Genomic DNA, 23,895 nt, shown 5'->3' with positions numbered 1-23,895 from the left:
GGGCCCAGACGGGTCCGGCCGGCTATCGGTCGAGCTCGGCCCGGAGCTCTTCCTCGCGCTCGCGCATGGCGAGGCGACCCTCGGCGACGGCGGCGCGGAGGTCGGACCCGAGCTGGGTGATGGCCCCAGCGAGGTCGGCCGACACCTGCTCGGGGCGGTAGCGCTCGACGGTGTCGCGCACGAAGCGCATGAGCCAGAACGAGATGCCGAAGCCGAAGCTGGCGCCGACGACCAGCCAGAAGATGCGCTTGAACATCCCTATCGCCGCCGCAGGGCACGGGCGGCTCGGCCCGTCCCGGCACTGAAGGCCAGCACCTTGATGATCGGGTTGGAGAACGCCAGGTAGGCGAGGCGGGAGGCGGAGTCCACGGTGAGGGTCACCGACTGGGCCGAGTCGAGGAGGCCGTCGACCCGCTCGAGCTCGACGTTGGCCTGGGCCACGGTCCGCTGCAGGTCCTTGACCACGGGCAGGGTCTCGCGACGCAGCTCCTCGATGCTCAGGCGCATGGTGGTGAGGGTGCGGTTGACGGAGATGAGCGCGAAGACCAGCAGCACCACCACCACCACGCTGGCGATGGCCACCACGACGGCGGCGAGGTCGGTGGCGGTCACTGCTCGCCGGACGTGGTGTCCGGCCCCTCGGTGCGGTGGGCTGCCATGCGCTCGCCGATCTCCTGTTCGTGGCCGTGGGATGAGGGCTCGTAGTACGCGCGGCCCGCAACCTCGGGTGGGCGGTAGGCCTGCGGCACCCAGCCCTCGGGGTGGTCGTGAGGATAGTCGTAGCCCTTGCCGTGCCCGAGCGCCGCCGCGCCACGGTAGTGGGCGTCGCGCAGGTGGGTCGGGACCTCGCCGGCGGGCCGCTCGGCCACGTCGGCCCGGGCCCGGCCGATGGCCACGGTGACCCGGTTGGACTTGGGGGCGGTGGCCAGGTGCACCACGGCCTGGGCCAGGTTCAGCTGGGCCTCGGGCAGGCCCACCAGCTCGACCGCACGGCCCGCGGCGTCGGCCACCAGCAGGCTCATCGGGTCGGCCATCCCGACGTCCTCGGAGGCGAGGATCACCAGGCGGCGGGCGATGAAGCGGGCGTCCTCCCCGGCCTCGAGCATGCGGGCCAGCCAGTAGAGGCCGGCGTCGGCGTCGCTGCCCCGGATGGCCTTGATGAACGCGGAGACGATGTCGTAGTGCTCGTCGCGGCCGTAGCGCAGGGCCCGGGCGTCGAGCGCCGCCTCGGCGTGGGCCAGGGTGACGTGGGGGGTCGTCGTGAGCCCGGCGGGGTCGATGGCGAGCGCCACCGCCACCTCGAGCGCGGTGAGGGCAGCGCGCCCGTCGCCACCGGCTCGGTCGGCGAGGTGGTCGAGCGCCTCGTCGTCGGCGGTGGCCCCCTCCTCCTCGAGGCCCCGGCGGAGCAGCGTCGCCACCGGGCCGGCCTCGAGAGGGTGGAGGCGGAACAGCGTGGAGCGGCTGAGCAGCGGGGCGTTGACCTCGAAGTAGGGGTTCTCGGTGGTCGCCCCGATCAGGGTGAGGGTGCCGTCCTCGACCGAGGGCAGCAGGGCGTCCTGCTGAGCCTTGTTGAAGCGGTGGACCTCGTCGAGGAAGAGGATCGTCCCCGTGCCCTGCTCGCCGAGCCGCTGCCGGGCGAGGGCGATCACCTCCCGCACGTCCTTCACGCCGGCGGTGACGGCCGAGAGCTGCTCGAACGCCGAGCTCGTGGCCCCGGCGATCAGGCGCGACAGCGTGGTCTTTCCGGTGCCGGGCGGTCCCCAGAAGATCACCGACGAGAGGCGATCGGACTCGATGAGGCGCCGCAGCGGGCGGTCGGGCCCGAGGAGGTGCTCCTGGCCGACCACGTCGTCGAGGGTGCGAGGACGGAGCCGGGCGGCGAGCGGGGCGGAGCGGGCCAACCGGTCCTGGGCGGCCGCCGCGAAGAGGTCGTCGTCGGCGGTCGGGGGCACGGCCCGGAGGGTACCGGGGTGGCCGGGAAGGGTCAGCGGGCGGACATCTCCAGGCGGTCGAGGAAGGCCTCGAGGCAGGTAGCGACCTCGTCGCTCCGCCGGCGGTAGACCCTGCGGCCGACGCCGACGCCCCCACCGGCGACCGCACCGGCCACCGGCAGGCTGACGAGCGCCAGCTCTGCGGCGATCGCGACGCCCAGCATCCCCCCGCTCACGACCCCGGCGACGGCCGCGACGCCACCAACACCCCACGCCGTGGAGGTGCGGAGCGGCGCCAGGTCGGCTTCGAAGCGGACCAACGTGCGGGCGGCGTCGCTTCCGGGCTCCTCGACCACCGACAGGGTCACGGGGTCGACCACGCCGTCGAGGTCGAGGCGCTTCCACAGCCTGTCGACCTTGCGCCTCGCCATCGCCACCCAGCCCCGGCAGGGTCGCCAGGTGGAACGACCAGGCTGCTGGCGCTTGACCTCGAAGAGCTGGTCGCGCAGGAAGCGCTCTGCCTCGCCGGCCGCCCTCGCCGGCGACACCTCGACGACGCGCTGGGCCTCGACCGCCGGCGGACCCAGCCAGGTGATGGGGGCCTCGTCGTGGCGGGGCGCCAGGCCGCCCGTCCGCAGCTCGGCCAGCGCTCGCCGAATGGCCACCGGCGACAGCCCGGCACCCGCCCCGATCTCGAGCAGGGCGTCCTCGTCGAAGTGGCCGTCGTCGCCGGACACGCCGTCGCCCACCTCGAGCTCGGCCGCTCGGGCGAACACCACGGCAGCCTCTTCGGCGGTCACGGCCCGGCCGCTGACCGCCGCTGCCCGCCCTCGCACCCTCGGCTTCATGCCTCCAACGCTACCGATGGAGCCTCCACCCCGTTCTGGCACCAGAACCGCGCCGGTTTCCAGCGCGATCCTGGTGCCAGAACCTCAGCGTCAGGCCTGGGGCAGGCAGCTGGCGAGACGTTCCCGCCGGGCGGCCCGGATGCGGTCGACGACCTCCGCCGGGCGGTACCAGATCGCCTCCTCCCAGATCCGCACCACGCTGGCGAACCCCGCTCGATGCAGCGCGGCATCTCGTGCCCGGTCGTTGCGCGCATCGACAACGCTCGTGTGGTGCAAGACGCTGTCCACCTCGTAGATGATCCCGAGCTCCCGGTCGAGGTAGTCGACACGACCGACCCACTCGTGCCCGCCGACGTCGACCTGACGTTCCACGGGTCCGGCACCCGCCTCGGCCACGAGCTTCTCGAAGCGCGCCTCGAGGCCGCTGGCAGGTACCTGCGCTCCCACGGGGCGCGTGTCGAGGATGGCCCGCATCACCGCGATGCCGGGTCGCCCGCGCGCAGCCAGCTCACCCATCAGCTGGTGCAGTCGCGCGGTGGTCGCCGGGCTCCTGGTGATGACGGTGTCGACCAGCCGTTCGAGCCGAGCGGCCGGAACCCCGACGGCAGCGAGGTCGAAGATCGTGCGAGCCACTGACGTGCAGGGGATCCCGTCGACCACGGTCACGTGGTGGGCCGGCAGGGAACGAGGACGATGGATGGTGGCTGCCACCGGCTGGCGCCCGTCGAGGCCCCGCAACCGGCTCACCTCGAGCCGACGGAGGTCGAACCCGGGAAGTCGCCACAGCGCGGCCGCCGATCGGTGCGACAGCACCGCGGCCGGCCCCGCGTCGAGCACCGCGCACATGGCATCCTGCCGCTGGGTCTGCGGCGCACCGGTCAGCCTGAGGACCCTCGGGGAGGCTGACTCCCAGTCGGGTCCTCGAAGGCGGCGCAGCACGTCTGCCCGGCTTGCACCGAGCGCCCGCGCCTGGCTCCTCGCCATGAGGGCGTGTTGCCGCTCGGCCAGGTCTCGGAGTGCGTCATCCAGCTCCATCGGCCCATGCTGTCGGCGGCATGTGACACTCGGCGACGGTGGGGCTCCCCCAGCACCTCCCCCGCCGCTTCTGGCACCAGAACCGCGCCGGGTTCCAGCGCGGTTCTGGTGCCAGAACGCCTCCGGGTTGAACGCGGCTCAGGCCTTGGGTGGGAGGAGGCGGAGTGCGAGGTCGTCGAGGACGCGCTGAGACACCGGCTTGGGGGCGTCGGTGAGCGGGTCGTGGCCGGACTGGGTCTTCGGGAAGGCGATGACCTCGCGGATGTTGTCCTCACCGGCGAGGATGGCGACGAGGCGGTCGAGGCCGACGGCGAAGCCGCCGTGGGGCGGGGCGCCGTAGCGGAACGCCCCGAGCAGGAACCCGAAGCGCGCCGCCGCCTCCTCTTCGGAGATGCCGAGGGAGGCGAACACCTTCGCCTGGACGTCGCTGCTGTGGATTCGGATCGAGCCCGACCCGAGCTCCCAGCCGTTGAGCACCAGGTCGTACGACTGCGAGCGGACCCGCAGTGGGTCAGATTCGAGCAGGTCGAGGTCGTCGAGGTGGGGCATGGTGAAGGGGTGGTGGGCCGACACCGGGTTGCCGGCGTCGTCGATGCTCTCGAAGAGCGGGAAGTCGGTGATCCAGACGAACTCGTATGGCCCCTCGCTCACCGGCGGCCGGCCGAGGTCGTTGCGCAGCTCGCCGAGGACCTTCCAGACGGTGGGGCGGTCGTCGGCCACCAGCAGGAGGAGGTCGCCGGCCTCGGCCCCGAGGGCCGCGGTGATGCCGGTGGCCTCGTCGTCAGAGAGGAACTTGGCCACCGGCGAGTCGAGGGCCCCGGCGTCGCCGACCTTGAGCCACACCAGGCCCTTGGCGCCGAGGGCCTTGGCCCGGTCGGTGAGCGCGTCGAGGCGGCCGCGCCCGTGCTCGGCCGCCGCCGACGGCACCCGGATGCCCTTGATGCACGCGGCCGACGCGAACGCCTTGAAGCCGGTGGAGGCGAAGACCTCGGTGAGCTCCACCAGCTCCATCCCGAAGCGAAGGTCGGGCTTGTCGGAGCCGAAGCGCTCCATGACCTCGGCCCACGTGAGGCGAGGGATCTCGGGCGGCCGCTCCCCCGTCACCACTTCGGCGGCATCGAGCACCGCCTCGCTGATGAACCCCAGCACGTCGTCCTGGTCCACGAAGCTGGCCTCGACGTCGAGCTGCATGAACTCGAACTGCCGGTCGGCCCGCAGGTCTTCGTCGCGAAGGCAGCGGGCGAGCTGGTAGTAGCGATCGAGGCCCCCGACCATGAGCAGCTGCTTGGCGATCTGGGGGCTCTGGGGCAGGACGTAGAAGCTGCCGGGCTGGAGGCGCGACGGGATGACGAACTCGCGGGCGCCCTCGGGGGTGGGCGTCCACAGCATGGGCGTCTCGACCTCGGTGAAGCCCTGGCGGTCCATGGCCTGGCGGAGGGCGCGGTTGACCTCGGAGCGGACGCGGAGGTTGCGCTGCATGCGGTCGCGACGCAGGTCGACGTAGCGGTGACGGAGGCGGATGGACTCGTCGGCGTCGACCCGGTCGGTGACGGGGAACGGCGGCGGCTCGGCGGTGTTGAGGACCTCGATGCTGCAGTCGCCCACCTCGACCTCGCCCGTGGCCAGGTCGGGGTTGACGGTGCCCTCGGGCCGGGCTCGCACGGTGCCGGTGACGCGCACCACGTACTCGGAGCGGAGCTCGTGGCCGCCGTCGACCACGCACTGCACCACCCCGGAGCGGTCGCGGAGGTCGACGAAGGCGAGGTGCTCACCGTGCTCGCGGCGGCTGGCCACCCAGCCGCAGACCGAGACCTCGGCCCCGACGTCGGCTGCGGTCAGCTCACCGCAGCCGTGGGTGCGCATGCTCGTGGCCGGCGCGGCGGCCGGGCCCTCTCTCGACGTCACAGCAGTCCCTTCACGTGGTCGATCACCTGGTCGCGGGCGACGGTCTCCTGGCCGCCCCCCTCCTCCATCCGACGGACCGTCACCGTGGCCTGAGCCGCCTCGTCCTCGCCCACGATGAGCGCGAGCGGTGCACCGGACCGGTCGGCCAGCTTCATCTGGGCCCTCATCGACCGGCCGTCGAAGGCCCGGTCGGCCGCGACACCGGCGCGCCGGAGGCCGGCGGTCAGGTCGCGGGCAGCGTCGCCGCCGGTGAGGTCGACGACGAACACGTCGAGCGTCGTGGCCGGGCCAGGGAAGACGCCCTCGGCGTCGCACGCCAGGAGCATGCGCTCGATCCCCAGGCCGAAGCCGATGCCCGGGGTGGGATCCCCGCCCATCACCTCGACGAGCCGGTCGTAGCGGCCACCGCCGCCGATGGCGTTCTGGGCCGACTCCAACGCCGAGGCCTGGAGCTCGAAGGTGGTGCGCGTGTAGTAGTCGAGCCCGCGTACCAGCCGGCTCTCGATGGCGAAGGGGATGCCGGTGGCCGCCAAGCCCTGCTGCACGCGCTCGAAGGCGGCGTGGCACGGCCCGCAGAGCTTGTCGATCAGGCGGGGGGCGTTGCGGGTGGCATCCCTGCAGGTCTGACGCTTGCAGTCGAGAACCCGCAGCGGGTTCTCCGTGTGCCGAGCACGGTGCTCGTCACAGAGCTTGTCGGCACGCTCGCGGAGGTAGACCGACAGCCCGTCGAGGTACGCCGGCCGGCAGGCCCGGTCGCCGAGCGAGTTGAGCAGGAGGACGACGCGGCGGAGGCCGAGCGACGCGAACAGGTCCCACGCCATGGTGATGACCTCGACGTCGAGGTCGGGGTCGTCGGAGCCGACCGCCTCGACCCCGAGCTGGTGGTGCTGGCGGTAGCGACCGGCCTGGGGTCGCTCGTAGCGGAAGCTGGGCGCGGCGTACCAGACCTTCCAGGGGGTGGTGGGCCGGTGCTGCACGTAGGCCCGCACCACCGATGCCGTGCCCTCCGGGCGCAGCGCCAGGTGGCGGCCACCCTTGTCCTCGAAGTCGTACATCTCCTTGCGCACCACGTCGGTCGCCTCGCCCACCCGCTGGAACACGCCGAGCTCCTCGAACATCGGCGACTGGATGAGGCCGTAGCCGGCGGTGCCGGCGGCGGCGGCGAAGCGGGCCACGAGGGCCTGCCACCGGTCGGACTCCGGGGGGAGGACATCGTGGGTCCCCGTCGGGGCCTTGAAGCGGGCAGGGGGCACGGTCGGCGAGGTTACCGGTGGCCCGGTGGGCCTCCCCAACCGGTTGTACCGTCGGACGCCATGGTGCGACAAGGACGAGACCGGGCACGACGGCGCCGACGGCCGGTGGTGCTGGCAGCGGCAGCCTCCGCGCTGGCCGTGGCGGTGGTCGTGGTGGTCATGGTCCCCGGTGACCGGGCGCGCCGCGACGGAGGCGGGCTGGCCACCATCGGCCGGGCGGGGAGCGAGCTGGTCGACCGCGACCCCTCGTCACCCCTCCCGATCGGGGACGTACCCGTGGCCTACCGGATCACCTACCGCGTGGAGGCACCGATCGAGGGCGAGATCGACGTCTCCACCGAGGAGCTTGCGGTCCGGCGCCCCTTCGACACCGTGGTCCGCTCCTACCGCGGGGAGCGCGCCGAGGGTGTCGCGACGAGCGGGCGGATCGCGTCCTTCGGCCGCTTCGCCATCATCAGCGGCACGCAAGAGCTGGTGCTCGCCTCCCGCCCGGGGGTGAGCCCGTCCGACGTCCGCCTCGATCCGGTGCTGCGCCAGGCCCTGGTCGGCCAGCAGCTCGAAGCACGCGAGCAGCGCCAGGTCGCCGGCCGTCCGTGCCAGGTGTACCGCTCGCTCGACCCCCTCGGCTCGGGATCAATCACCCCGGCGACCTCCGACCAGCGCTACACCGACACCTGCCTCGACGGCGCCGGACTGGTGCTCGAGGACGTGGTGGTCGCCGGGGGCGACGTGCTCGTGCGCCGCCTGGCCACCGAGGTCGAGGTCGACCCGCACCTCACCGACGACGACTTCGAGATCACCGCGCCCACCATCGACGTGAACAGCGGCGGTGGCTCGCTGCTGCGCATGGCCGAGGGGAGCCGGCCCCCCGGCACCTTCTGGGAGCTTGCCGCCGCCCCCGCAGGCTTCACCCACTGCGGGCGGTTCAGCTACGTCGCCCCCAGAGAGCAGCCCGACGACCCCGACGACCCTCTGCAGGAGGTCCACGCCGTCGCCAGCGCCGTCGACGTGTGGGTCCGGGGTGCAGACGTCCTCGTGGTGGACCAGGGGGCCCCGCTCCGCGGGCCGGCCCCCTTCGCCCTTGGCGCACCGCTGGTCGACCTCGGCGACCTCGGCGACGGCGACGTGGTGCTCGGAACCCAGGGCGCCTCGGTGCGGGCCCTGCTCGGGGGTGGTCGCTTCCTCAGGGTGATCGGCACCCTGCCCTCGAGCGAGCTGATCGAGGTGGCCCGCTCGCTCGAGGAGGTCGAGGGCGGCACCCTCGAGGTCGTCCAGGGCACACCCACCTGCGACGGCTGACCGAGCGGCGGGCACCCGTGGCGCGACAGCGGGCGGCGGCCCCACATTGCCGCCGCCCGCCACCACCGATCAGTGGTGTGGTCGCCCGCTCACTGGGGGGCGCGATCGCCGTACTCGGGCGGCGCGTCGCCCTCGGGCCGGCTCTCGTGGAACGTGATCGCCCGCGACGGGTCGAACACCGCGGCGTCCTCCGTGGGGTGCTGACCGGGCAGGTAGCGCAGGCCGTCGTGCACGTAGCGGTACATGCCGGCCCCGGGGTTGCCGACCTCGTCGTCGCCGGTGGCGGCGATGTCCCACCAGATCTCGGTCACGTCGTCGTACTGGGTGTAGTCGCGGAACGGCCAGATGCCGTGATCGCCCCAGGAGGTGTGGGGCGAGGTGAGGAACCCGCCGGTGGGCGGGTAGGCGAAGAGGCCCCGCACCCATGAGATGGTGTTGAGGTCCGGGCCCGCCATGTGGATCCCGGTGAAGATGGTACGGGGCTCTGCGTAGATTATCCCGTAGGTGTTGCCGGCTTGGGGGGCGGTGCCGTGGTGCCACATGTGCACCTTGTACGCCTCGCCCTGCTCCTGCGGGTAGCGGGCGGTGAGGAACGAGATCCCGAACGCCTTGTCCCACTGGTTCTTGTCGTAGGTGCGGGCGAAGATCGTGGTGTCGGTCAGCGCTGAGCCGGTGATGATCCACTCCGGGAAGTAGGCCTGGTTGGTGGCCTCGGAGGTGAAGATCGCCGGGGTGATGGGATCACCGGAGAAGATGACGCTGGTGACGCCCTCGCTCTTGAGCTTCTGGATGAACGGGCGAGCCTGGCGCTGCACGTTCTCGAGCGGGTAGATGAACGCCAGCCGGGCGGCGAGCTTCACGTTGCACTTGGCCAGCTCGCGCTCGAAGTAGTCGATGCCCGCCTTGTAGGCGTTGTCCTCGCTCTCATAGTAGAGGAGGCCGAACTTGCGGTCGTTGATGCTCAGCGGCGCACCGTCAGAGGTGCCGGCGTACTGGGCCTTGCGACCGGCCACCCGCTTGCAGATGTACTCCGACCGATGGACGTAGCCCTGGGTGGAGCCCATCAGGGTCGTGTAGCCCAGGTAGGGCGACAGCGCCTCGTAGGTCTCGTTCGGCTGGGAGACGGTGCACACGCAGAGCACCTGGCGACTGGCCATCTCGGTGACGAACGCCAGCGAGTTGCTGCCCCACACCAGGAACGGCTGGATGTCGGTGGCGATCTTGATGGCGTCGGCCTTGGCGGCGGCGTCGTCGGTGGCCTCGGCGGTGGCGTCGACCACGATCAGCTCCACCTGCCGGCCGTACAGGTTGTAGTGGGCGTTGAGGTAGTCGACGTAGGCCTTCCGCGTGGCCATGGTGTCGTCGCGTTGGTCGGCCGCACCGGCAGCGGTGAGCGCCGCCGTGGTGGCCGGGTTGGCCTTCTCCCAGTAGTAGACCACCTTGATCGTGTCGGCAGTGACGCCGCGGGCGGTGGCACCACCGTTGTCGCCGGAGAACGGCGGCATGCACGGCGGGGCGAAGTTGGTCGGCACCTTGATGCGCCCGGTGGCCGGGTCGCAGTTGGCAGCCAGCTCGCCGGTGGTCTGCAACGGCTCGGAGCCACCGCCGGAGGTGCCGGTGGAGCCCGCCCCGGAGGTGCCGCCGGCACCCCGGCCGGTGGAGCCGCCCCCTCCTCCCTTCGACCCCCCGCCGGAGCCACCGATGATGTTGCCCTCGTCGTCGAGCTCGAGTTCGCCCAGGTCGCTGTCGCCACCGATGCCGCCGGTTCCGGAGCCACCGGTGGACGGAGAGGCGAAGTCGTCGATGGACTCGATGTCGCGACCGTCGTCCGGGGTGCCGGGGAGGAAGACCATGAGCATGACGATCACCGCGCCGACGGCGATGAACGGCTGGTAGCGCCGCAACCCCCGTGCGATGTCGCCGAGCTTGATCTCATCGAGCTTGTTCATGATTGACCCCCGTTGGTGGTGTCGTCGCCGGCCCGCAGGGGAGCCCGGCGACGCCGGCTGGTGGCGGTGCGCTTCCCGCCGGTGGAAGAGGAGCGCGGCACAGACGAACGAGCCGGTTCGGAACCGGATCGATAGATGACCTCCTCGGAGGTCCCGAGGTAGGAGGAGACGACCTGTGGGTCGTTGACCACGTCGTCGGGGCTGCCCTCCACCACGGTCTGGCCGAGGTCGAGGGCGAGCATGCGGTCGGAGATGGAGGTGATGAGAGGCATGTCGTGCTCGATCACGATGAGGCTGGCACCGGTGGCCTCACGGATGCGCAGGAGCAAGGGCCCGAGCGCCTCCGTCTCGCGCTGAGCGATGCCCGACGACGGCTCGTCGAAGAGCAGGACGTCGGGCTCGTGGGCCAGCACGCAGGCCAGGTCGACGATGCGCCGGCTGCCGGTGGACAGCTCGGAGATGAACTTGTCGGCGAAGGCGCCGAGGCCCATCAGCTCGACGAGCTCGTCGACCCTGCGGGCGATCGACCGCTCGGAGTCGGCCACGACCGGCAGGTTGAGGGCGGCCGCGATGGGGTCGCGGATCTCGATCTGGCGCTCGAGGGAGAGGGCGATCGTGTCGGTGACCGATAGCGCCGGGAACAGGCGGGCGTCCTGGAACGAGCGGCCCATCCCGAGCCTGGCCCGGGCGTCTGGCGGCATGGTGGTCACGTCGAGACCGTCGAGGATGATCACGCCCCCATCGGTGGGGAGGTAGCCCGACAGCAGGTCGAACAGCGTGGTCTTGCCGGCGCCGTTGGGCCCGATGATCCCGAGGATCTCGCCCTCGTCGAGCGAGAACGAGACATCGTGGACGGCGCGGATGCCGCCGAACGTCTTGCCCACGGAGCGCACGTCGAGGATCGGCTGGCCCGTGCGGGCGGCGCTCGAGCGACGCACCACGGCACCGCCCCGCTTTGCCCTGGCCACATTGCTCTCGCCGTCCATGCTGCCGGCGCCCTCGAGGAACACCGAACGCAGCACGTCGGGGCGCTCGAGCAGCTCGGCGGTGGGACCCTGGAAGCGGATCTCGCCCTTCTCCATGAAGAAGGCGGTCTCGGCGATGGTGAGCGCCACGTTGACGGACTGCTCGACGAGGATGATGGTCGTGCCCCGGGCGCGGATCGCCTCCACGATCACGAGCAGCTGCTCGACGATGACGGGGGCGAGGCCGAGCGAGAGCTCGTCGATCATGAGCAGCCGCGGCTTGGCGATGAACGCCTGGGAGAGGGTGAGCATCTGCTGCTCGCCGCCGGACAGGTTGCCGGCCGTCTGATCCCAGCGCTCGCGGAGGATGGGGAAGAACCCGAGGACCTCCTCGGTGGCCTCCTTCAGGTACGCCTGGTCCTTCTGGTAGAGCCACCCGGCGATGCGGATGTTCTCCTCCACCGTGAGCCCGGGGAACACCCCCTTGCCGCCCGGCACCTGGATGACGCCGCGCGCCGCGACCTCCTGGGGCGGGGCGTAGGTCATGTCCTGGCCGTCGAAGATGACGGCTCCCGCCGTGGCCGGCAAGAGGCCGGAGATCGCCTTGAGCAGGGTCGACTTGCCGGCACCGTTGGTGCCGAGCAGGGCGATGATCTCGCCCTCGTCGACCTCGAAGTCGATCCCGAAGAGGACCTGCACGCCGTCGTAGCCGGCGTCGAGCTCCTTGACGAGCAGCAGCTTGGACTCGCCGCGGCGCCGCGCGGCGAGCACGTCGGCCTGGGCCACGCTCGAGGCGCGGACCTTGTTGATGTCGGACGAGAGGAACGAGCCGGCCGAGGCGATGATCATCGACCCGATGAGGTAGATGGGCACGAGGAACAACAGCGCCCCGCGGATCCCGATGTCGTCGGCGATGCCGCCGATGATCGGGATGATCAGCAGGCCAGGGAGGATGTAGAGCGACCCGATCGAGAAGCCGATCGCCCGGGCACGGGGCGGGATTGCCAGCGACAGCACCGCATAGACGCCCGGGATGATCACCGCGAGCACTCCGGCGACGAAGATGTTGGCCACGATCGCCAAGGCCAGGTTTGGGGCGCCGGCGAAGGCAACGATGCCGACACTCACCACCACACCGACTGCGGCGAGGAACTTCAGGACCAGGGCTGGGTCGCGAGCTGCCAGCTTGGCGGCGATGGGGATGCCGATGACGATGCCGAGGACCTGGAACGGCTCGGTGCCGGCGAGGATGAAGCCTCGCTGCGCCTCGTTCATCCCGAAGACCTCTTCGTAGTAGATCGAGTACAGCGAGGCCAGGCCGAAGAGCGACACGGCGAGGAACGGCAGCGACAGCCAGATGCGGCGCAGCGTCTGGACCTGGTTGCAGATCCGCCAGGCCTCGGCGAACGAGGGGGGTACCTCCTCGGTCCCGATCGACTCCTCGCTGGCGCCCATGGCCCGGCGCTCGTGGCCGCCGCGCACCGGGTCCTTGAGCATGGTGACGGCGAGGAAGACGAGGATGGCGGTGGGGATCCAGAAGATGAGGAAGGGGGCCCGCCACCCGAAGTAATAGGCGACGACGCCGGCGATGGCGGGGCCGAGGAACTGCCCGACGGAGTTGGCCGCCCGGTGGAAGCCGTAGACGGCGACCCTGGTCTCTGGCGGGTAGTAGTCGGAGAGCAGCGAGTTGTGGGTCGGGTCGTTGACGGCCCGACCGATGCCGGTGAACGACCGGGCCACCACGAGCAGCACCACGGTGGGGACGATGCCGGTGAGGAGGGTGAAGAACCCCCACGTGGCAGCCCCCGCGCTTGCGATCTTGATGCGGGAGAACCGGTCGGCGTAGTAGCCGATGAAGACCTGGCCGCCGAGGGCGACGAAGCTGACGAGGGCGATGACGCTGAGGATGCCTTCGTTGTCGAGCTCGAAGTGGTCGCGGATGTTGGGGACGAGCACGCCGAACGCGCTGCGGTCGAGCTCGTCGACGGCGTTGAGGCCGAAGAGGATGAGCAGGGGGCCGATGGCGGCCCCCTTGGTGACCCGAGAGGGTGAGAGCTTCTCGCGGAGCGTCATCACCGGCCGCGGCAACGACGGGACCTCGGTGATGGGATCGGGGTCGATGCTCATGACTTCCTCCCGCCCGTGCCGACGGGACGTCGGCGGCGCGGCTCGTCGGGCGGATCGTCCTCCAGGAGGACGGTGGGATCGGTGACCGGCGCGGTGCCGGAGCCGTGGCCCGACGCGCTGACCACCAGTGCTTCCTCGAGCTCGTGGGCCACGTCGGTGGGCACCACCGGGGCACCCGTCTCGTGGCCGGGCTCGGCGAAGCCGGGCGGGAGCTGGCGGGAGTCGGCGAGGAGGCTCGGCACGATGATCCCCCGCCGCTCGGCCACCTTGCGCAGCATGCGGTCGCGCAGGTCGTAGAAGACCTGGCTGAAGCCGCCGGGGATGATGAGGAGCACGATGACCAGGCCGATCCCGCCGGTGATGAAGGTGAGGTAGGGCCGCAGCACCTCGGGGAAGACGTTGGCGAAGTACTGCGTCCCCTGGATGAACACCGTGCCGAGGAGGGCGCCCGGGATCGTGCCCAGGCCGCCGATCACGACCATGACGAAGACCTCGAAGCTGCGGTCGATGCTGTAGGCGGAGATGCCGAGACCCTGCTGGTGGTGGACGAAGATCCCACCGGCGAAGGCGGCCATGAACCCCGAGACGGCGAACGCGGTGAGCTTGGCCGACGTTGCGTTGATGCCGAAGGACTGGGCGGCGCGCGGGTTCTCCCGCACCCCGATCAGGACCCTTCCCGTCCGGCTCCTGCGGATGCCCCGCGCCATGACGATGGTGAGGAACAGGGCGGCGAGGGTGAGGTAGTAGAAGCGAGCCTCGCTGTCGATGACGATGCGGCCGAAGAGGGGCGGGCGGCTGATGCGGCCCTGCGGGAGCCACGTGACGAACTCGGGGTTGAGGCCGTAGATCGACACCGCCAGGGCGAACGAGAGGGTGATCACGGCGAGGAAGAGGCCCCGGATCCGCAGGGCCGGCAGCCCGATGAGCAGGGCGGCCACCGCGCCGGCGAGGCCCGCGACGATCACCGCCAGGGAGAGGTCCCACCCGCGCGTGCTGGTGAGGTAGCCGGCCACGGCGGCGCCGATGGCGAAGAACCCCATCTGGCCGAGGCTCACCTGGCCGGCCCAGCCGGTGAGCACCACCAGCGAGATGCCCACGATGGCGAGGATGGCGATGACGGCGGCAAGGTTGATCTGGCCGATGGAGAGGATGAGCGGGAGCAGGAGCAGGAAGGCCACGAGCGCCGCCATCCCTCCGATGCGCCCCCAGCGGACCTCGGGCAGGTTGACCAGCTCTCGGGGGATGACCCGGATGTCGCGTGCCGCCTGCCAGGACGAGGTCTGGTCATCGTCGCGGGACTGCTGCCCGCGGCGCTGGAGGAGCAGCGCGACGAGCACCACCAGGAACAGGATGGGCGGCACGAACACGCCACGGCTGGTGGAGAAGAGGATCGACGCCTCGAGCACGCCCAGGGCCAGCGACGCCACGAAGATGGTGGGCAGGTTGACCATCCGGCCGATGATGGCGGCGGTGAGAGCAGGCACCATGACGATGGCGCCGAGGGAGCTGCCGATGGGGAGCCCGATGATCCCGGCCCGGAGGAAGATGCCGGTGGTGGCCAGCACGCTGGCCACCACCCAGACGATGGTCTGGGTCCGCTTGACCGGCACCCCGCGCAGCGCGGCCCGGTCGGCGCTCTCGGCGCTGGCCCGCACGGCGATGCCCACGTTGGTGTAGCGGAAGAACGCGCCCAGGGCAGCGATCACGAAGGGGATGGCGATCATGGCCAGCACCTCGTTGCCCCGGAACACCGTGCTGCCGACGTTGAAGTTGATGCCCATGGGCGAGGGGAACGACTGCCCCGGGCTGCTGACGTCGAAGATGGCGGGCAGGGCGAAGGTGAGCCCTGCCAGGATGGTGGAGACGCCGATGGTGACGACCGTGAGGATGAGCCGCGGGGCCTTGGCGAAGCGCCGGATGAAGATGAACTCGACGAGGGCGCCGAGGGTGATGCCCGCGACGATGGCGACCGGGAAGGCGACGAGGTAGGGGACGCCCGGCCCGAGGATGAGGATCACGCCGAGGGCGGCGGGCGCGCCGCCGAGGTCGCCCTGGGCGAAGTTGATGATCCGGTTCGAGCGGTAGATGAGGGCGATGCCGAAGGCGATCATGGCGGTGAGGCCGCCGATGACCACGCCCTGGAGCAGGACGCCGATGGGCGCCGGCCAGAGGAGCTGGAGCACGAAGTAGAAGCCGAGCACGGCCGCGAGGGCGTTGAGGCCCTTGCGCACGCGCTCGTCCTCGACCACGGACCCGAGCCCGCCCGAGGGCTGCCCGATGACCTCCGTGACGCCGCTCTCAGTCAACACACGACCCCCATGCATCTGTCTGCCGCCAGGGACCCCGCGCCCTGACCCGCGGGTCAAGATTGGCACACGGTCTGGCATACTTGCCACTCATGGGACATATCGCCGACCTCAGCCTCGCCGACGTGCTCCGCGGCGCCGGCCGGTACCGGCCGGTGGTGCTCACCGTCGCAGCCATCGCCGTGACCGCCCTGGTGCTCGGCCCCATCTCGGGGGGCGGCGACGAGGTCACCACCGACCTCCTCGCCAGCCCGCCCACGACCCAGCCGGGCGCGGGGTCCGACGGGGACACCGACCGCGACGAGACCGACGACGGCGCCGGGCCCACGGCACCGACTCCCCCGTCGCCCGCGCTCGGCTCGGCCTTCACTCGCTCCCCCGCGTTCTCCCCCACACCCAACCGTTCGCCGTCACCGGCTCCCACTCCTGCCCCCTCGGACCCCCAACCTGGTGATGGCGGGCTCGGCCCCGCCCCCGTGTACGACAGCGGCGACGAGGACGACGACCCCCTCGTGGTCACCACGACCCTCTGGACCAGCCGCCAGGCGGGAACCCCCCTGGCGTCGGCCGGCGTGCCCGAGGGCGCCCTCCCGGTCGGCAACCGCCTCGGCCAGCACGACAAGCTCACCTACCTCCGCTTCGACGGCACCGGCGCATTGACCCTCGCCGAGGACCCCGAGGGGACCCGGGAGCCCAGCCCAGCCGGCGAGATCGACCTCCTGGCGTGCCAGGTGACCGATCCGGGTTGGGAGGAGGGCGAAGCCGCCTCGTTCGACGACGCCCCGGCCCACGACGATGCCGCCTGCACGCCCGGCGCGCGGGCCGACGACGGGACCTGGACCTTCATGCTCTCGGGGATGGACGGCGCCGCCGGTGTCGTGGTCATGCCCGGGGAGGGCGCACCGGTCGACTTCCAGGTCGCCCTGGTCCCCGCCCCCTGAGCAGCCCCGCCGGGCGCTCGACTAGAACGATGACGTCCGCATCAACACAGGAGATCGACGATGGCGTGGGATTTCTCTACTGAGCCCGAGTTCCAGGAGAAGCTGGACTGGATCGAGCGGTTCTGCCGCGAGGAGATCGAGCCGTTCTCGATCGTCTTCCCCTACGCGCTTCGCACCAAGGACCCCAAGGTGCTGGCCATGGTCCGGGAGATGCAGCAGCAGGTGAAGGACCAGGGCCTCTGGGCGCTGTTCCTCGACCAGGAGCTCGGCGGGCCTGGCTTCGGCCAGCTCAAGCTGGCACTGGTCAACGAGATCCTCGGCCGCTACCCGGCCGCCCCCCAGTTCTTCGGCACAGCGGCGCCCGACACCGGGAACATGGAGCTCCTCGCCGCCTACGGCACCGAGGAGCAGAAGGAGCGGTGGCTCGTGCCGCTCATGAACCAGGAGATCTTCTCCGCCTACTCGATGACCGAGCCGCAGGGTGGCTCCGACCCCACCCTGTTCAAGACCACCGCCATGCGCGACGGCGAGGAGTGGGTCATCAACGGCGAGAAGTGGTTCACCAGCGCCGGGCGCTACGCCGACATCCTCGTCGTGATGACCACCAACGGCATGTTCGTCGTGCCGACAGACACCCCAGGCGTGGAGTTCGTCGAGGGCGGTCCGCGGGCCCACTCCCACATCCGCTACAACGACGTCCGCGTCCCCCTCGACCACCTGCTCGGCCCGGAGGACGGCGCCAAGGTGCTGGCCCAGCGGCGCCTCGGCGGTGGTCGCATCCACCACGCCATGCGGGCCATCGCCCAGTGCACGCTCGCCTTCGACATGATGTGCGAGCGGGCGCTGAGCCGCGAGTCGCACGGTCACGTGATCGCCGAGCACCAGATGGTCCAGGAGGCTGTGGCCGACTCCTACGCCCAGATCCAGCAGCTGCGCCTGCTCGTGCTCTGGACGGCCTGGACCATCGACAACTCGAGCACCCAGGAGGCTCGCACCCAGATCGCGGCGTGCAAGTTCACCGCCGCCACCGTGCTCCGCGAGGTGTCGTACCGCGCCATCCACATCTTCGGCTCCCTCGGCGTGACCGACCTGACCCCGCTCCAGGCCATGTGGGCCGGCGCGCCCACCATGAGCGTGATGGACGGCGTCGACGAGGTGCACAAGGTCACCGTGGCCCGCAACATCCTCAAGGGCTACCGCCCGCACGACGGCCTCTGGCCGACCGAGTACCTGCCGGCCAAGAAGGAGGCGGCCTGGAAGAAGTACGAGGGCCTCTTGGCCGAGGACGAGGACCTCAAGCGCTACGCCGAGGGCATGGCCAAGTACCTCACCGCCAGCGGCCGCTGAGCCGGTCCGCCCCTGCGTCCGAGGGCGTCTCCTCAGTCGTGGGTGGCGCCCGGCAGGACCCGGTATGCGTCGTAGACGGAGTCGATGCGGCGGATGGTGGTGACGAGCGAGTCGAGGTGACCGGGGTCGGCCAGCTCGAAGTCGAAGCGCATGCGCGAGATCCGATCGGTCCCGGTCTGGGTGGTGCACGCCAGGATGTTGACGTGGTGCTCGGCCAGGGTGGCCGAGACGTCGCTGAGCAGCTTGGCGCGGTCGAGGGCCTTCACCTCGACAGAGACCACGAAGGTGTCACGCCCCCGGTCCTGATCCCACTCCACCTCGATGAGGCGGGCGCCCTGGCCCTCGGCGAGCGAGACGGCGTTGGCGCAGTCGGCCCGGTGGACCGAGACCCCCCGCCCGCGGGTGACGAAGCCCAAGATCTCGTCGCCGGGCACGGGCGTGCAGCAGCGGGACAGCCGCACCATCACGTCGTCGAGGCCCTCCACGTGCACCCCGCCGGTGGGCTTGCGACGGCGGGGCGCCCGGGCGGTGACGGGCAGCTGCTCCTCGCCCTCCCCGCCCCGCAGCTCGCGGGCGAGCCGCTGGGCCACCGACTTCGCCGACAGGTGGTTCTCGCCGATCGCGATGTGGAGCGTGTCGAGGTCCTGGTAGTTGAGCTTGGCGGCCAGCTCGACCATGGCCGGCCCACTCGCCACCTTCTGGACCGGGAGCCCCTCGCGACGGATGGCCTTGACCAGCTCCTCGCGCCCGGTCTCCATGGCGTCCTCGCGCCGCTCACGTGAGAACCACTGGCGGATCTTGTTGCGGGCGCGGGGGCTGGCAACGATCTGGAGCCAGTCGCGCGAGGGCCCGCCCTCGACCTTGGCGGTGAAGATCTCGACGGTGTCGCCCGACTGGAGCTTCGAGTCGAGCGGCTGGAGGCGGCCGTTGACCCGTGCGCCGATGCAGGCGTGGCCGACCTCGGTGTGCACCGCGTAGGCGAAGTCGATCGGCGTGGAGCCGTCGGGAAGGGTGATCACCCGGCCCTTCGGGGTGAAGATGAAGACCTCGTCGTGCTCGAGGTCGACCTTCAGGGTCTCCATGAACTCGGCGGGGTCGGTGGTCTCCGACTGCCAGTCGACCAGGTGGCTCAACCAGGCGATGTCGGTGGCGGTGAGCTCGTCCTTGTAGGCCCAGTGGGCCGCCACGCCCATCTCGGCCCGGTGGTGCATCTCGCGGGTGCGGATCTGGACCTCGAGCGGCTTGCCCTGGGGCCCGACCACCGTGGTGTGGAGGCTCTGGTACAGGTTGAACTTGGGCATGGCGATGTAGTCCTTGATTCGCCCCTGCACCGGCTTCCAGGTTGCGTGGATCGAGCCGAGGGCGGCGTAGCAGTCCTCCACCCGCTCGACGACGACCCGGATGCCCACCAGGTCGAAGATGTCGTCGAACTCCTTGCCCTTCACGACCATCTTCTCGTAGATGGACCACAGGTGCTTGGGCCGGCCCGTGACCTCACCGGTGATGTGCAGCTCGACGAGGCGCTCGCGCACCTGGTCGAGGACCAAGCTCAGGTAGAGCTCGCGCTCGGGGCTGCGGGTCGAGACCATCTGCTCGATCTCGGCGTAGCGCTTGGGGTGCAGCGAGGCGAAGCCGAGGTCTTCGAGCTGTTGCTTGAGGTCCTCCATCCCGAGGCGGTGCGCCAGCGGTGCGTAGATCTCGAGGGTCTCGGTGGCCGTACGCTCCTGCTTCCAGGTCGGCATGGCGGCGATCGTGCGCATGTTGTGCAGCCGGTCCGAGAGCTTGATGATCAGGACCCGCAGGTCCTTGGCCATGGCCACCAACATCTTGCGCATGGAGGCGGCCTGCTGAGCCTCCTTGGTGTCGAAGCGCACCCGGTCGAGCTTGGTGACACCGTCGACGATGGCGGCGACCTCGGGGCCGAACGACGAGACGATCTCCTCGAGGGCGAGTGCCGTGTCCTCCACCGCGTCGTGAAGGAGGGCGGCGGCGATCGTGACGTCGTCGAGGCCGAGGTCGGCGACGATCATCGCCACCGCCAGGGGGTGCTCGATGTAGGGCTCGCCCGAGTTGCGGACCTGCCCGGCATGTGCGTTGGCGGCCTCGGCGTAGGCCCGGCTGATCAGGGCGGTCGGGGCCTTGGGGTGGCGGGCGCGGTAGGTGACGAGGAGCGGGGCGATCTCCTCGGCCGGCAGGGCGTTGCGACGCCACGGCAGGACGCGGTCGACGGTCGCCATGGCTAGGCGTACGAGGCCAGGGTCACGACCTCCCGGCCCGGGAGCTTGGCCCGCCCCCCGAGGGCGGCGAGCTCGAGGACGAAGGCGAGGCCGACCACCACGCCGCCGAGGCGCTCGACGAGGTCGGCGGTGGCCGCCGCCGTCCCGCCGGTGGCGAGCACGTCGTCGATGATCAGCACCCGCTCGCCCGCGGCGACGGCGTCGGTGTGGATCTCGAGGGTGTCGGCGCCGTACTCGAGCCCGTAGGCGGCCGACTCGACCGCGGAGGGCAGCTTGCCTGCCTTGCGGACCGGCGTGAAGCCGGCCCCGAAGCGGTAGGCCACGGGGGCGGCCAGGATGAAGCCCCGTGCCTCGATCCCGAGGACCCGGTCGACCACCTCACCGGAGAAGGCATCGGCGAGGGCGTCGACGGCGAAGCGGAAGGCGTCGGCGTCGGCGAGCAGCGGCGTGATGTCCTTGAAGGCGATGCCGGGGCGCGGGAAGTCAGCGATGTCGCGCACGTGGCTGGTCAGCCACTCGGCCCTCAGCTCGCTCGTCGCCACGACCTCACGGTACAAGGTGGTCGACCCGTCACCGGGTCGAGCGACCGGGCTCGCCCCACTAGCGGCGCCGGCCCTTCTTGCGGCCCCGCGGCTCGATCGGTCCGCGGGCGGCGGGCGGGGTGGTCCGCGCCGGTCCGGCGGACTGCGTCCGGTCGGATCCGAACGGCACCTCGACCTCGTCGCCACCGTCGTCTCGACCGGCGGGCGCAGCAGGGCCGGGGTTGCGGCCACCGGTGGGCGCCACGGCGCCGGTGCGGCTCTCGGCCCGCTCGCGCAGCGCCTGGTTGCGGGGCTCGCGCTCCTTGAGCCACACCAGCACGGGGGCGGCCACGAAGAGCGAGGAGTAGGCGCCGACGGCGAGGCCGATGAGCAGGACGAGGGCGAAGTCCTGGAGCGTGGCGGCGCCGAGGAGCGAGCCGATCACGATCAAGGAGGTGATCGGCATCAACGAGGTCACCGTGGTGTTCACCGAGCGCATGAGCACCTCGTTGAGGGCGTTGTTGACACCCTCGGCGTAGGTGAGGGCGCGCTGGCCCGGCGGCGGGACGGCCACGTTCTCGCCGACCTTGTCGAACACCACGATGGTGTCGTACAGCGAGTAGCCGAGGATGGTCAGGAAGGCGATCGCCGTGGCCGGGGAGATGTCGAAGCTGAACAGCGAGTAGATCCCGATCGTGACCAGGATGTCGTGGGCCACGGCGGCGAGGGCGGCGACAGCCATCTTCCACTCGAAGCGAAGCGAGATGTAGGCCGCGATGGCGAGGAAGAAGAACACCAGGGCGCGCAGCGCCGAACGGCTGATCTCCTCGCCCCAGGTGGGGCCCACCTCGTTGATGCTGATGTCGTCGACATCTGCACCGGTGAGCGCGGCCAGCTCGTCGGTGATCTCGGCGGTCCGCTCGGTGGCCTCGACCCCTGCGGTCACGCGGATCGTCTCCACCCCCTCGCCCCCGAAGGCGGGACTGACCCGCTGGATGGTGGCGTCCTCGAGGCCGAGGGGGGTGAGCCCGCTGCGGACCTCGGCGATGCCGACGTCGTTGGCCGGCACCTCCCAGACGGCACCACCGCGGAACTCGATGCTGAAGTCGAGGCCCTGGACGGCGACGGAGATGCCACCGACGACCAGGAGGGCGACGGAGATGACCAATCCGACGCGCCGGCGACCGTAGAAGTCGACGCGCTGCTCGCCGCGGTACAGCGTGGAGATGACACCCATCACGAACCTCCCGGGGCACCGGCCGTGGCCAGGCCGGCGGTGTGCTCGGGCACGCCGAGCATGGCCGGCCGGCCGAACCTGGGGCTGCGGCCGAGGAGGATGACCGCCGGGCGCATGAAGAACCAGCTGGTCACGACGTCGATGACGGTGGCGAGGCCGAGGTAGAAGGCGAAGCCCCGGACCGGCCCCACGGTGAAGTAGTAGAGGAGGGCGGCGCCGATGAGCGAGGCGGCATCGGCGCGCAAGATGGTGCTGAACGCCCGCTTGAACCCGCGGTCGGTGGCCGAGCGCATGGTGCCCCCGGCCATGACGCTCTCCTTGAGGCGCTCGTAGTAGACGACGTTGGAGTCGACCGCCACGCCGATCGACACGATGATGCCGGTGATGCCGGCCAGGGTGAGGGCCAGCCCGGTGGTCTCCCCCAGATAGGAGATGACCGCGAAGAGCAGCGATGCCGACACGGCCAACGAGGCGATCGCCACCAGCCCCAGCAGGCGGTAGTAGGCGACCATGTACAGCGCCACCAGCGCGAGGCCGATGCCACCGGCGATGAGGCCGGCCCGCAGGGAGTCGCGGCCCAGGCTGGCCGAGATCGTCTGGACGGTCTGAGGCTCGAGCTCGACCGGCAGGGCACCGAAGCGCAGCACCAGGGCGAGGTCACGGGCCTCCCGGTCGCTGAAGCTCCCGGAGATCTGGATGCGGTCGCGGGCGAACTGGGGGGCGTTGATGGTCGGTGCCGACTGGACGACGCCGTCGAGCACGATGGCCACCGCGCCGCGCGCGCTCGTGGCGTCGATCCCGATCGGCGGGCATTCCTGGGAGGTGGCGAAGCACTCGGCCGCCAGCGCGTTGAAGGCACCGATGCCCTCGCCGGTCATCTCCAGGTTGACCGTCCAGGTGCCGAACTCGTCGACCCGGGCCTGGGCCGTCGAGACGGCGTCGCCCCGCAGGCGGGTGGGCCCGAGCAGGTAGCGCTGGCCATCGAGGCCGGGGAGGAGCACCACGGCGTCGGGCTCGTCGTCGTCGGGATCGGTGGTCTCCAGATCGGCCGGAGCCTCCGGCACGGTGGTGACAGGCACCTCGGGGTCGTCCTCCTCGACCGCATCGGGGTCGTCGTCCACGGCTGCATCGGGGTCCTCGGCCAGCGCTGTGGTCGTGGTGGTGTCGTCCGCGCCGTCCTCGAGGCCCTCGTCCTCGAGGTCCCCGAGATCCTCTCCCTCGGGGGGGATGCCGGACCGCAGGACCGGGCGGAAGCGCAGCTCGGCGGTCTGGCCCACGACATCAAGGGCCCGCTGGCGGTCAGCCACGCCGGGCAGCGACACGATGATCGAGTCACCCTGGCGGGCGATCTCCGGCTCGGCCACGCCGAGGCCGTCGACGCGGCTGCGAATGATGGAGATGGCCTGCTCGAGGTTCTCGTCCGGCGTCGGCTCGGTGGGCTGGAGCACCACCGAGGCGCCACCCTGCAGGTCGAGGCCGAGCGCCGGGGAGTAGTTGGCGGCGACGGTGGCGGCGAGAGACCCGAAGGCGAGCACGACGATCCCGATCATCGAGACGTAGAGCGGGCGACGACTCCTCACGCGTCGGGTCCCGGCATGCCTCCCTCGGCGGCGCCGGGCCCGAGCTTGCGGCTCACGGCGCCGCGCAGCACGCGCACCTCGACCCCGGAGCCCACCTCGAGACGGAGCTCAGCCTCGTCGAGCACCCGGATGGTGCCGACGATCCCGCCGGCGGTGACGACCTCGTCGCCGACCTGGAGCTCGGCAACCAGCTGTCGCTGGCGCTTCACCCGCTGCTGCTGGGGTCGGATCAGCAGGAGGTACATGATGAGGAACAGGAGCGGAAGGATGATCAGGTCCATGAGGGAGGGGGTGGCACGCACCGGTCGTTCCGGGCCCAGGCCAGCGCCCGACACTACCGGACGCCCACGCCGGCCCGGCACCGCGACACCCGCCGCGCTGGCCTGGGCGCGGAGGGGGGCGGGACGCGCTGCG

General features: G+C 71.1%; 17 protein-coding genes and 1 pseudogene. 3 read left to right on the top strand and 15 right to left on the bottom strand.

Translation table 11 applies throughout. The annotated features are described in order from the left end of the window. Positions 1 to 22: 22 nt before the first annotated feature. The 7 genes from VMN58_10370 to hisS all read right to left on the bottom strand — a co-directional run bounded on the left by VMN58_10370 (position 23) and on the right by hisS (position 6,972). Positions 23 to 256 (bottom strand): hypothetical protein, encoded by a 234-nt coding sequence (locus tag VMN58_10370; GenBank protein ID HUF33597.1) that lies wholly within the window; start codon positions 254 to 256, stop codon positions 23 to 25. Between the two features lie 2 nt (positions 257 to 258). Further along, positions 259 to 612 carry a DUF948 domain-containing protein gene (locus tag VMN58_10365; protein HUF33596.1) on the bottom strand — a complete coding sequence of 118 codons (354 nt, stop codon included), beginning with the start codon at positions 610 to 612 and terminating at the stop codon, positions 259 to 261. Then, the gene (locus tag VMN58_10360; GenBank protein HUF33595.1) at positions 609 to 1,952 is read right to left on the bottom strand and encodes a replication-associated recombination protein A; all 1,344 of its coding nucleotides are present in this window, start codon (positions 1,950 to 1,952) and stop codon (positions 609 to 611) included. Before VMN58_10360 ends, VMN58_10365 begins: the two co-directional genes overlap by 4 nt. Positions 1,953 to 1,984: 32 nt before the next feature. After that, on the bottom strand, positions 1,985 to 2,779 hold the full coding sequence (locus VMN58_10355; protein ID HUF33594.1) for a hypothetical protein: 795 nt from the start codon (positions 2,777 to 2,779) through the stop codon (positions 1,985 to 1,987). Positions 2,780 to 2,869: 90 nt separating this feature from the next. Then, a complete protein-coding gene (locus VMN58_10350) occupies positions 2,870 to 3,814 on the bottom strand; it encodes a DUF559 domain-containing protein (GenBank protein ID HUF33593.1) in 945 nt (314 codons plus the stop codon). A gap of 138 nt (positions 3,815 to 3,952) precedes the next feature. Then, positions 3,953 to 5,719, bottom strand: coding sequence for an aspartate--tRNA ligase (gene aspS, locus VMN58_10345; protein HUF33592.1), 1,767 nt, complete (start codon positions 5,717 to 5,719; stop codon positions 3,953 to 3,955). Further along, positions 5,716 to 6,972, bottom strand: a complete 1,257-nt coding sequence (gene hisS / locus VMN58_10340) for a histidine--tRNA ligase (protein HUF33591.1) — start codon at positions 6,970 to 6,972, stop codon at positions 5,716 to 5,718. Before hisS ends, aspS begins: the two co-directional genes overlap by 4 nt. Before the next feature lie 60 nt (positions 6,973 to 7,032). On the opposite strand from hisS, the gene VMN58_10335 reads away from it, so the two are divergent. Next, the gene (locus VMN58_10335) at positions 7,033 to 8,271 is read left to right on the top strand and encodes a hypothetical protein (GenBank protein ID HUF33590.1); all 1,239 of its coding nucleotides are present in this window, start codon (positions 7,033 to 7,035) and stop codon (positions 8,269 to 8,271) included. A gap of 89 nt (positions 8,272 to 8,360) precedes the next feature. Here the strand turns inward: VMN58_10335 and VMN58_10330 are convergent, their stop codons facing one another. Genes VMN58_10330 through VMN58_10320 form a run of 3 tightly spaced genes read right to left on the bottom strand, consistent with a single transcriptional unit; the run spans position 8,361 to position 15,621 of the window. Continuing rightward, complete coding sequence (locus tag VMN58_10330) at positions 8,361 to 10,220, bottom strand: hypothetical protein (GenBank protein HUF33589.1); 1,860 nt, start codon at positions 10,218 to 10,220, stop codon at positions 8,361 to 8,363. Next, positions 10,217 to 13,312 (bottom strand): MFS transporter, encoded by a 3,096-nt coding sequence (locus VMN58_10325; GenBank protein HUF33588.1) that lies wholly within the window; start codon positions 13,310 to 13,312, stop codon positions 10,217 to 10,219. Before VMN58_10325 ends, VMN58_10330 begins: the two co-directional genes overlap by 4 nt. Beyond that, entirely contained in the window at positions 13,309 to 15,621 is a 2,313-nt protein-coding gene (locus tag VMN58_10320; GenBank protein ID HUF33587.1) for an ABC transporter permease, read from the bottom strand. The genes VMN58_10325 and VMN58_10320 overlap by 4 nt, the downstream gene beginning before the upstream one ends. Before the next feature lie 89 nt (positions 15,622 to 15,710). On the opposite strand from VMN58_10320, the gene VMN58_10315 reads away from it, so the two are divergent. Beyond that, the gene (locus tag VMN58_10315) at positions 15,711 to 16,559 is read left to right on the top strand and encodes a hypothetical protein (GenBank protein HUF33586.1); all 849 of its coding nucleotides are present in this window, start codon (positions 15,711 to 15,713) and stop codon (positions 16,557 to 16,559) included. A gap of 60 nt (positions 16,560 to 16,619) precedes the next feature. Beyond that, on the top strand, positions 16,620 to 17,906 hold the full coding sequence (locus tag VMN58_10310) for an acyl-CoA dehydrogenase family protein (protein HUF33585.1): 1,287 nt from the start codon (positions 16,620 to 16,622) through the stop codon (positions 17,904 to 17,906). Positions 17,907 to 17,941: 35 nt separating this feature from the next. Here the strand turns inward: VMN58_10310 and VMN58_10305 are convergent. From VMN58_10305 to yajC, 5 genes and pseudogenes are all read right to left on the bottom strand, one after another. After that, positions 17,942 to 20,143: pseudogene (locus VMN58_10305) on the bottom strand (bifunctional (p)ppGpp synthetase/guanosine-3',5'-bis(diphosphate) 3'-pyrophosphohydrolase). A gap of 2 nt (positions 20,144 to 20,145) precedes the next feature. After that, a complete protein-coding gene (locus tag VMN58_10300; protein ID HUF33584.1) occupies positions 20,146 to 20,685 on the bottom strand; it encodes an adenine phosphoribosyltransferase in 540 nt (179 codons plus the stop codon). A gap of 58 nt (positions 20,686 to 20,743) precedes the next feature. After that, positions 20,744 to 21,901 (bottom strand): protein translocase subunit SecF, encoded by a 1,158-nt coding sequence (secF, locus tag VMN58_10295; protein HUF33583.1) that lies wholly within the window; start codon positions 21,899 to 21,901, stop codon positions 20,744 to 20,746. Next, positions 21,901 to 23,481 carry a protein translocase subunit SecD gene (secD, locus tag VMN58_10290; GenBank protein ID HUF33582.1) on the bottom strand — a complete coding sequence of 527 codons (1,581 nt, stop codon included), beginning with the start codon at positions 23,479 to 23,481 and terminating at the stop codon, positions 21,901 to 21,903. The genes secF and secD overlap by 1 nt, the downstream gene beginning before the upstream one ends. Further along, complete coding sequence (gene yajC / locus VMN58_10285) at positions 23,478 to 23,762, bottom strand: preprotein translocase subunit YajC (protein HUF33581.1); 285 nt, start codon at positions 23,760 to 23,762, stop codon at positions 23,478 to 23,480. Before yajC ends, secD begins: the two co-directional genes overlap by 4 nt. Between the last annotated feature and the right edge of the window lie 133 nt (positions 23,763 to 23,895).

It is taken from the genome of Acidimicrobiales bacterium (genome assembly GCA_035512495.1).
GTDB lineage: Bacteria > Actinomycetota > Acidimicrobiia > Acidimicrobiales > CADCSY01 > DATKDW01.
Note: the sequence above shows the minus strand (reverse complement) of the source record. Positions and strands in the feature narration are given on the sequence as shown.

Coding starts and splice junctions, on each gene's coding strand:
- VMN58_10355 (HUF33594.1), bottom strand. CDS start 2,779: ATGAAGCCGAGGGTGCGAGGGCGGGCAGCGGCGGTCAGCGGCCGGGCC.
- VMN58_10315 (HUF33586.1), top strand. CDS start 15,711: ATGGGACATATCGCCGACCTCAGCCTCGCCGACGTGCTCCGCGGCGCC.
- VMN58_10330 (HUF33589.1), bottom strand. CDS start 10,220: ATGAACAAGCTCGATGAGATCAAGCTCGGCGACATCGCACGGGGGTTG.
- VMN58_10370 (HUF33597.1), bottom strand. CDS start 256: ATGTTCAAGCGCATCTTCTGGCTGGTCGTCGGCGCCAGCTTCGGCTTC.
- secF (HUF33583.1), bottom strand. CDS start 21,901: ATGGGTGTCATCTCCACGCTGTACCGCGGCGAGCAGCGCGTCGACTTC.
- VMN58_10325 (HUF33588.1), bottom strand. CDS start 13,312: ATGAGCATCGACCCCGATCCCATCACCGAGGTCCCGTCGTTGCCGCGG.
- VMN58_10335 (HUF33590.1), top strand. CDS start 7,033: ATGGTGCGACAAGGACGAGACCGGGCACGACGGCGCCGACGGCCGGTG.
- VMN58_10350 (HUF33593.1), bottom strand. CDS start 3,814: ATGGAGCTGGATGACGCACTCCGAGACCTGGCCGAGCGGCAACACGCC.
- VMN58_10310 (HUF33585.1), top strand. CDS start 16,620: ATGGCGTGGGATTTCTCTACTGAGCCCGAGTTCCAGGAGAAGCTGGAC.
- yajC (HUF33581.1), bottom strand. CDS start 23,762: ATGGACCTGATCATCCTTCCGCTCCTGTTCCTCATCATGTACCTCCTG.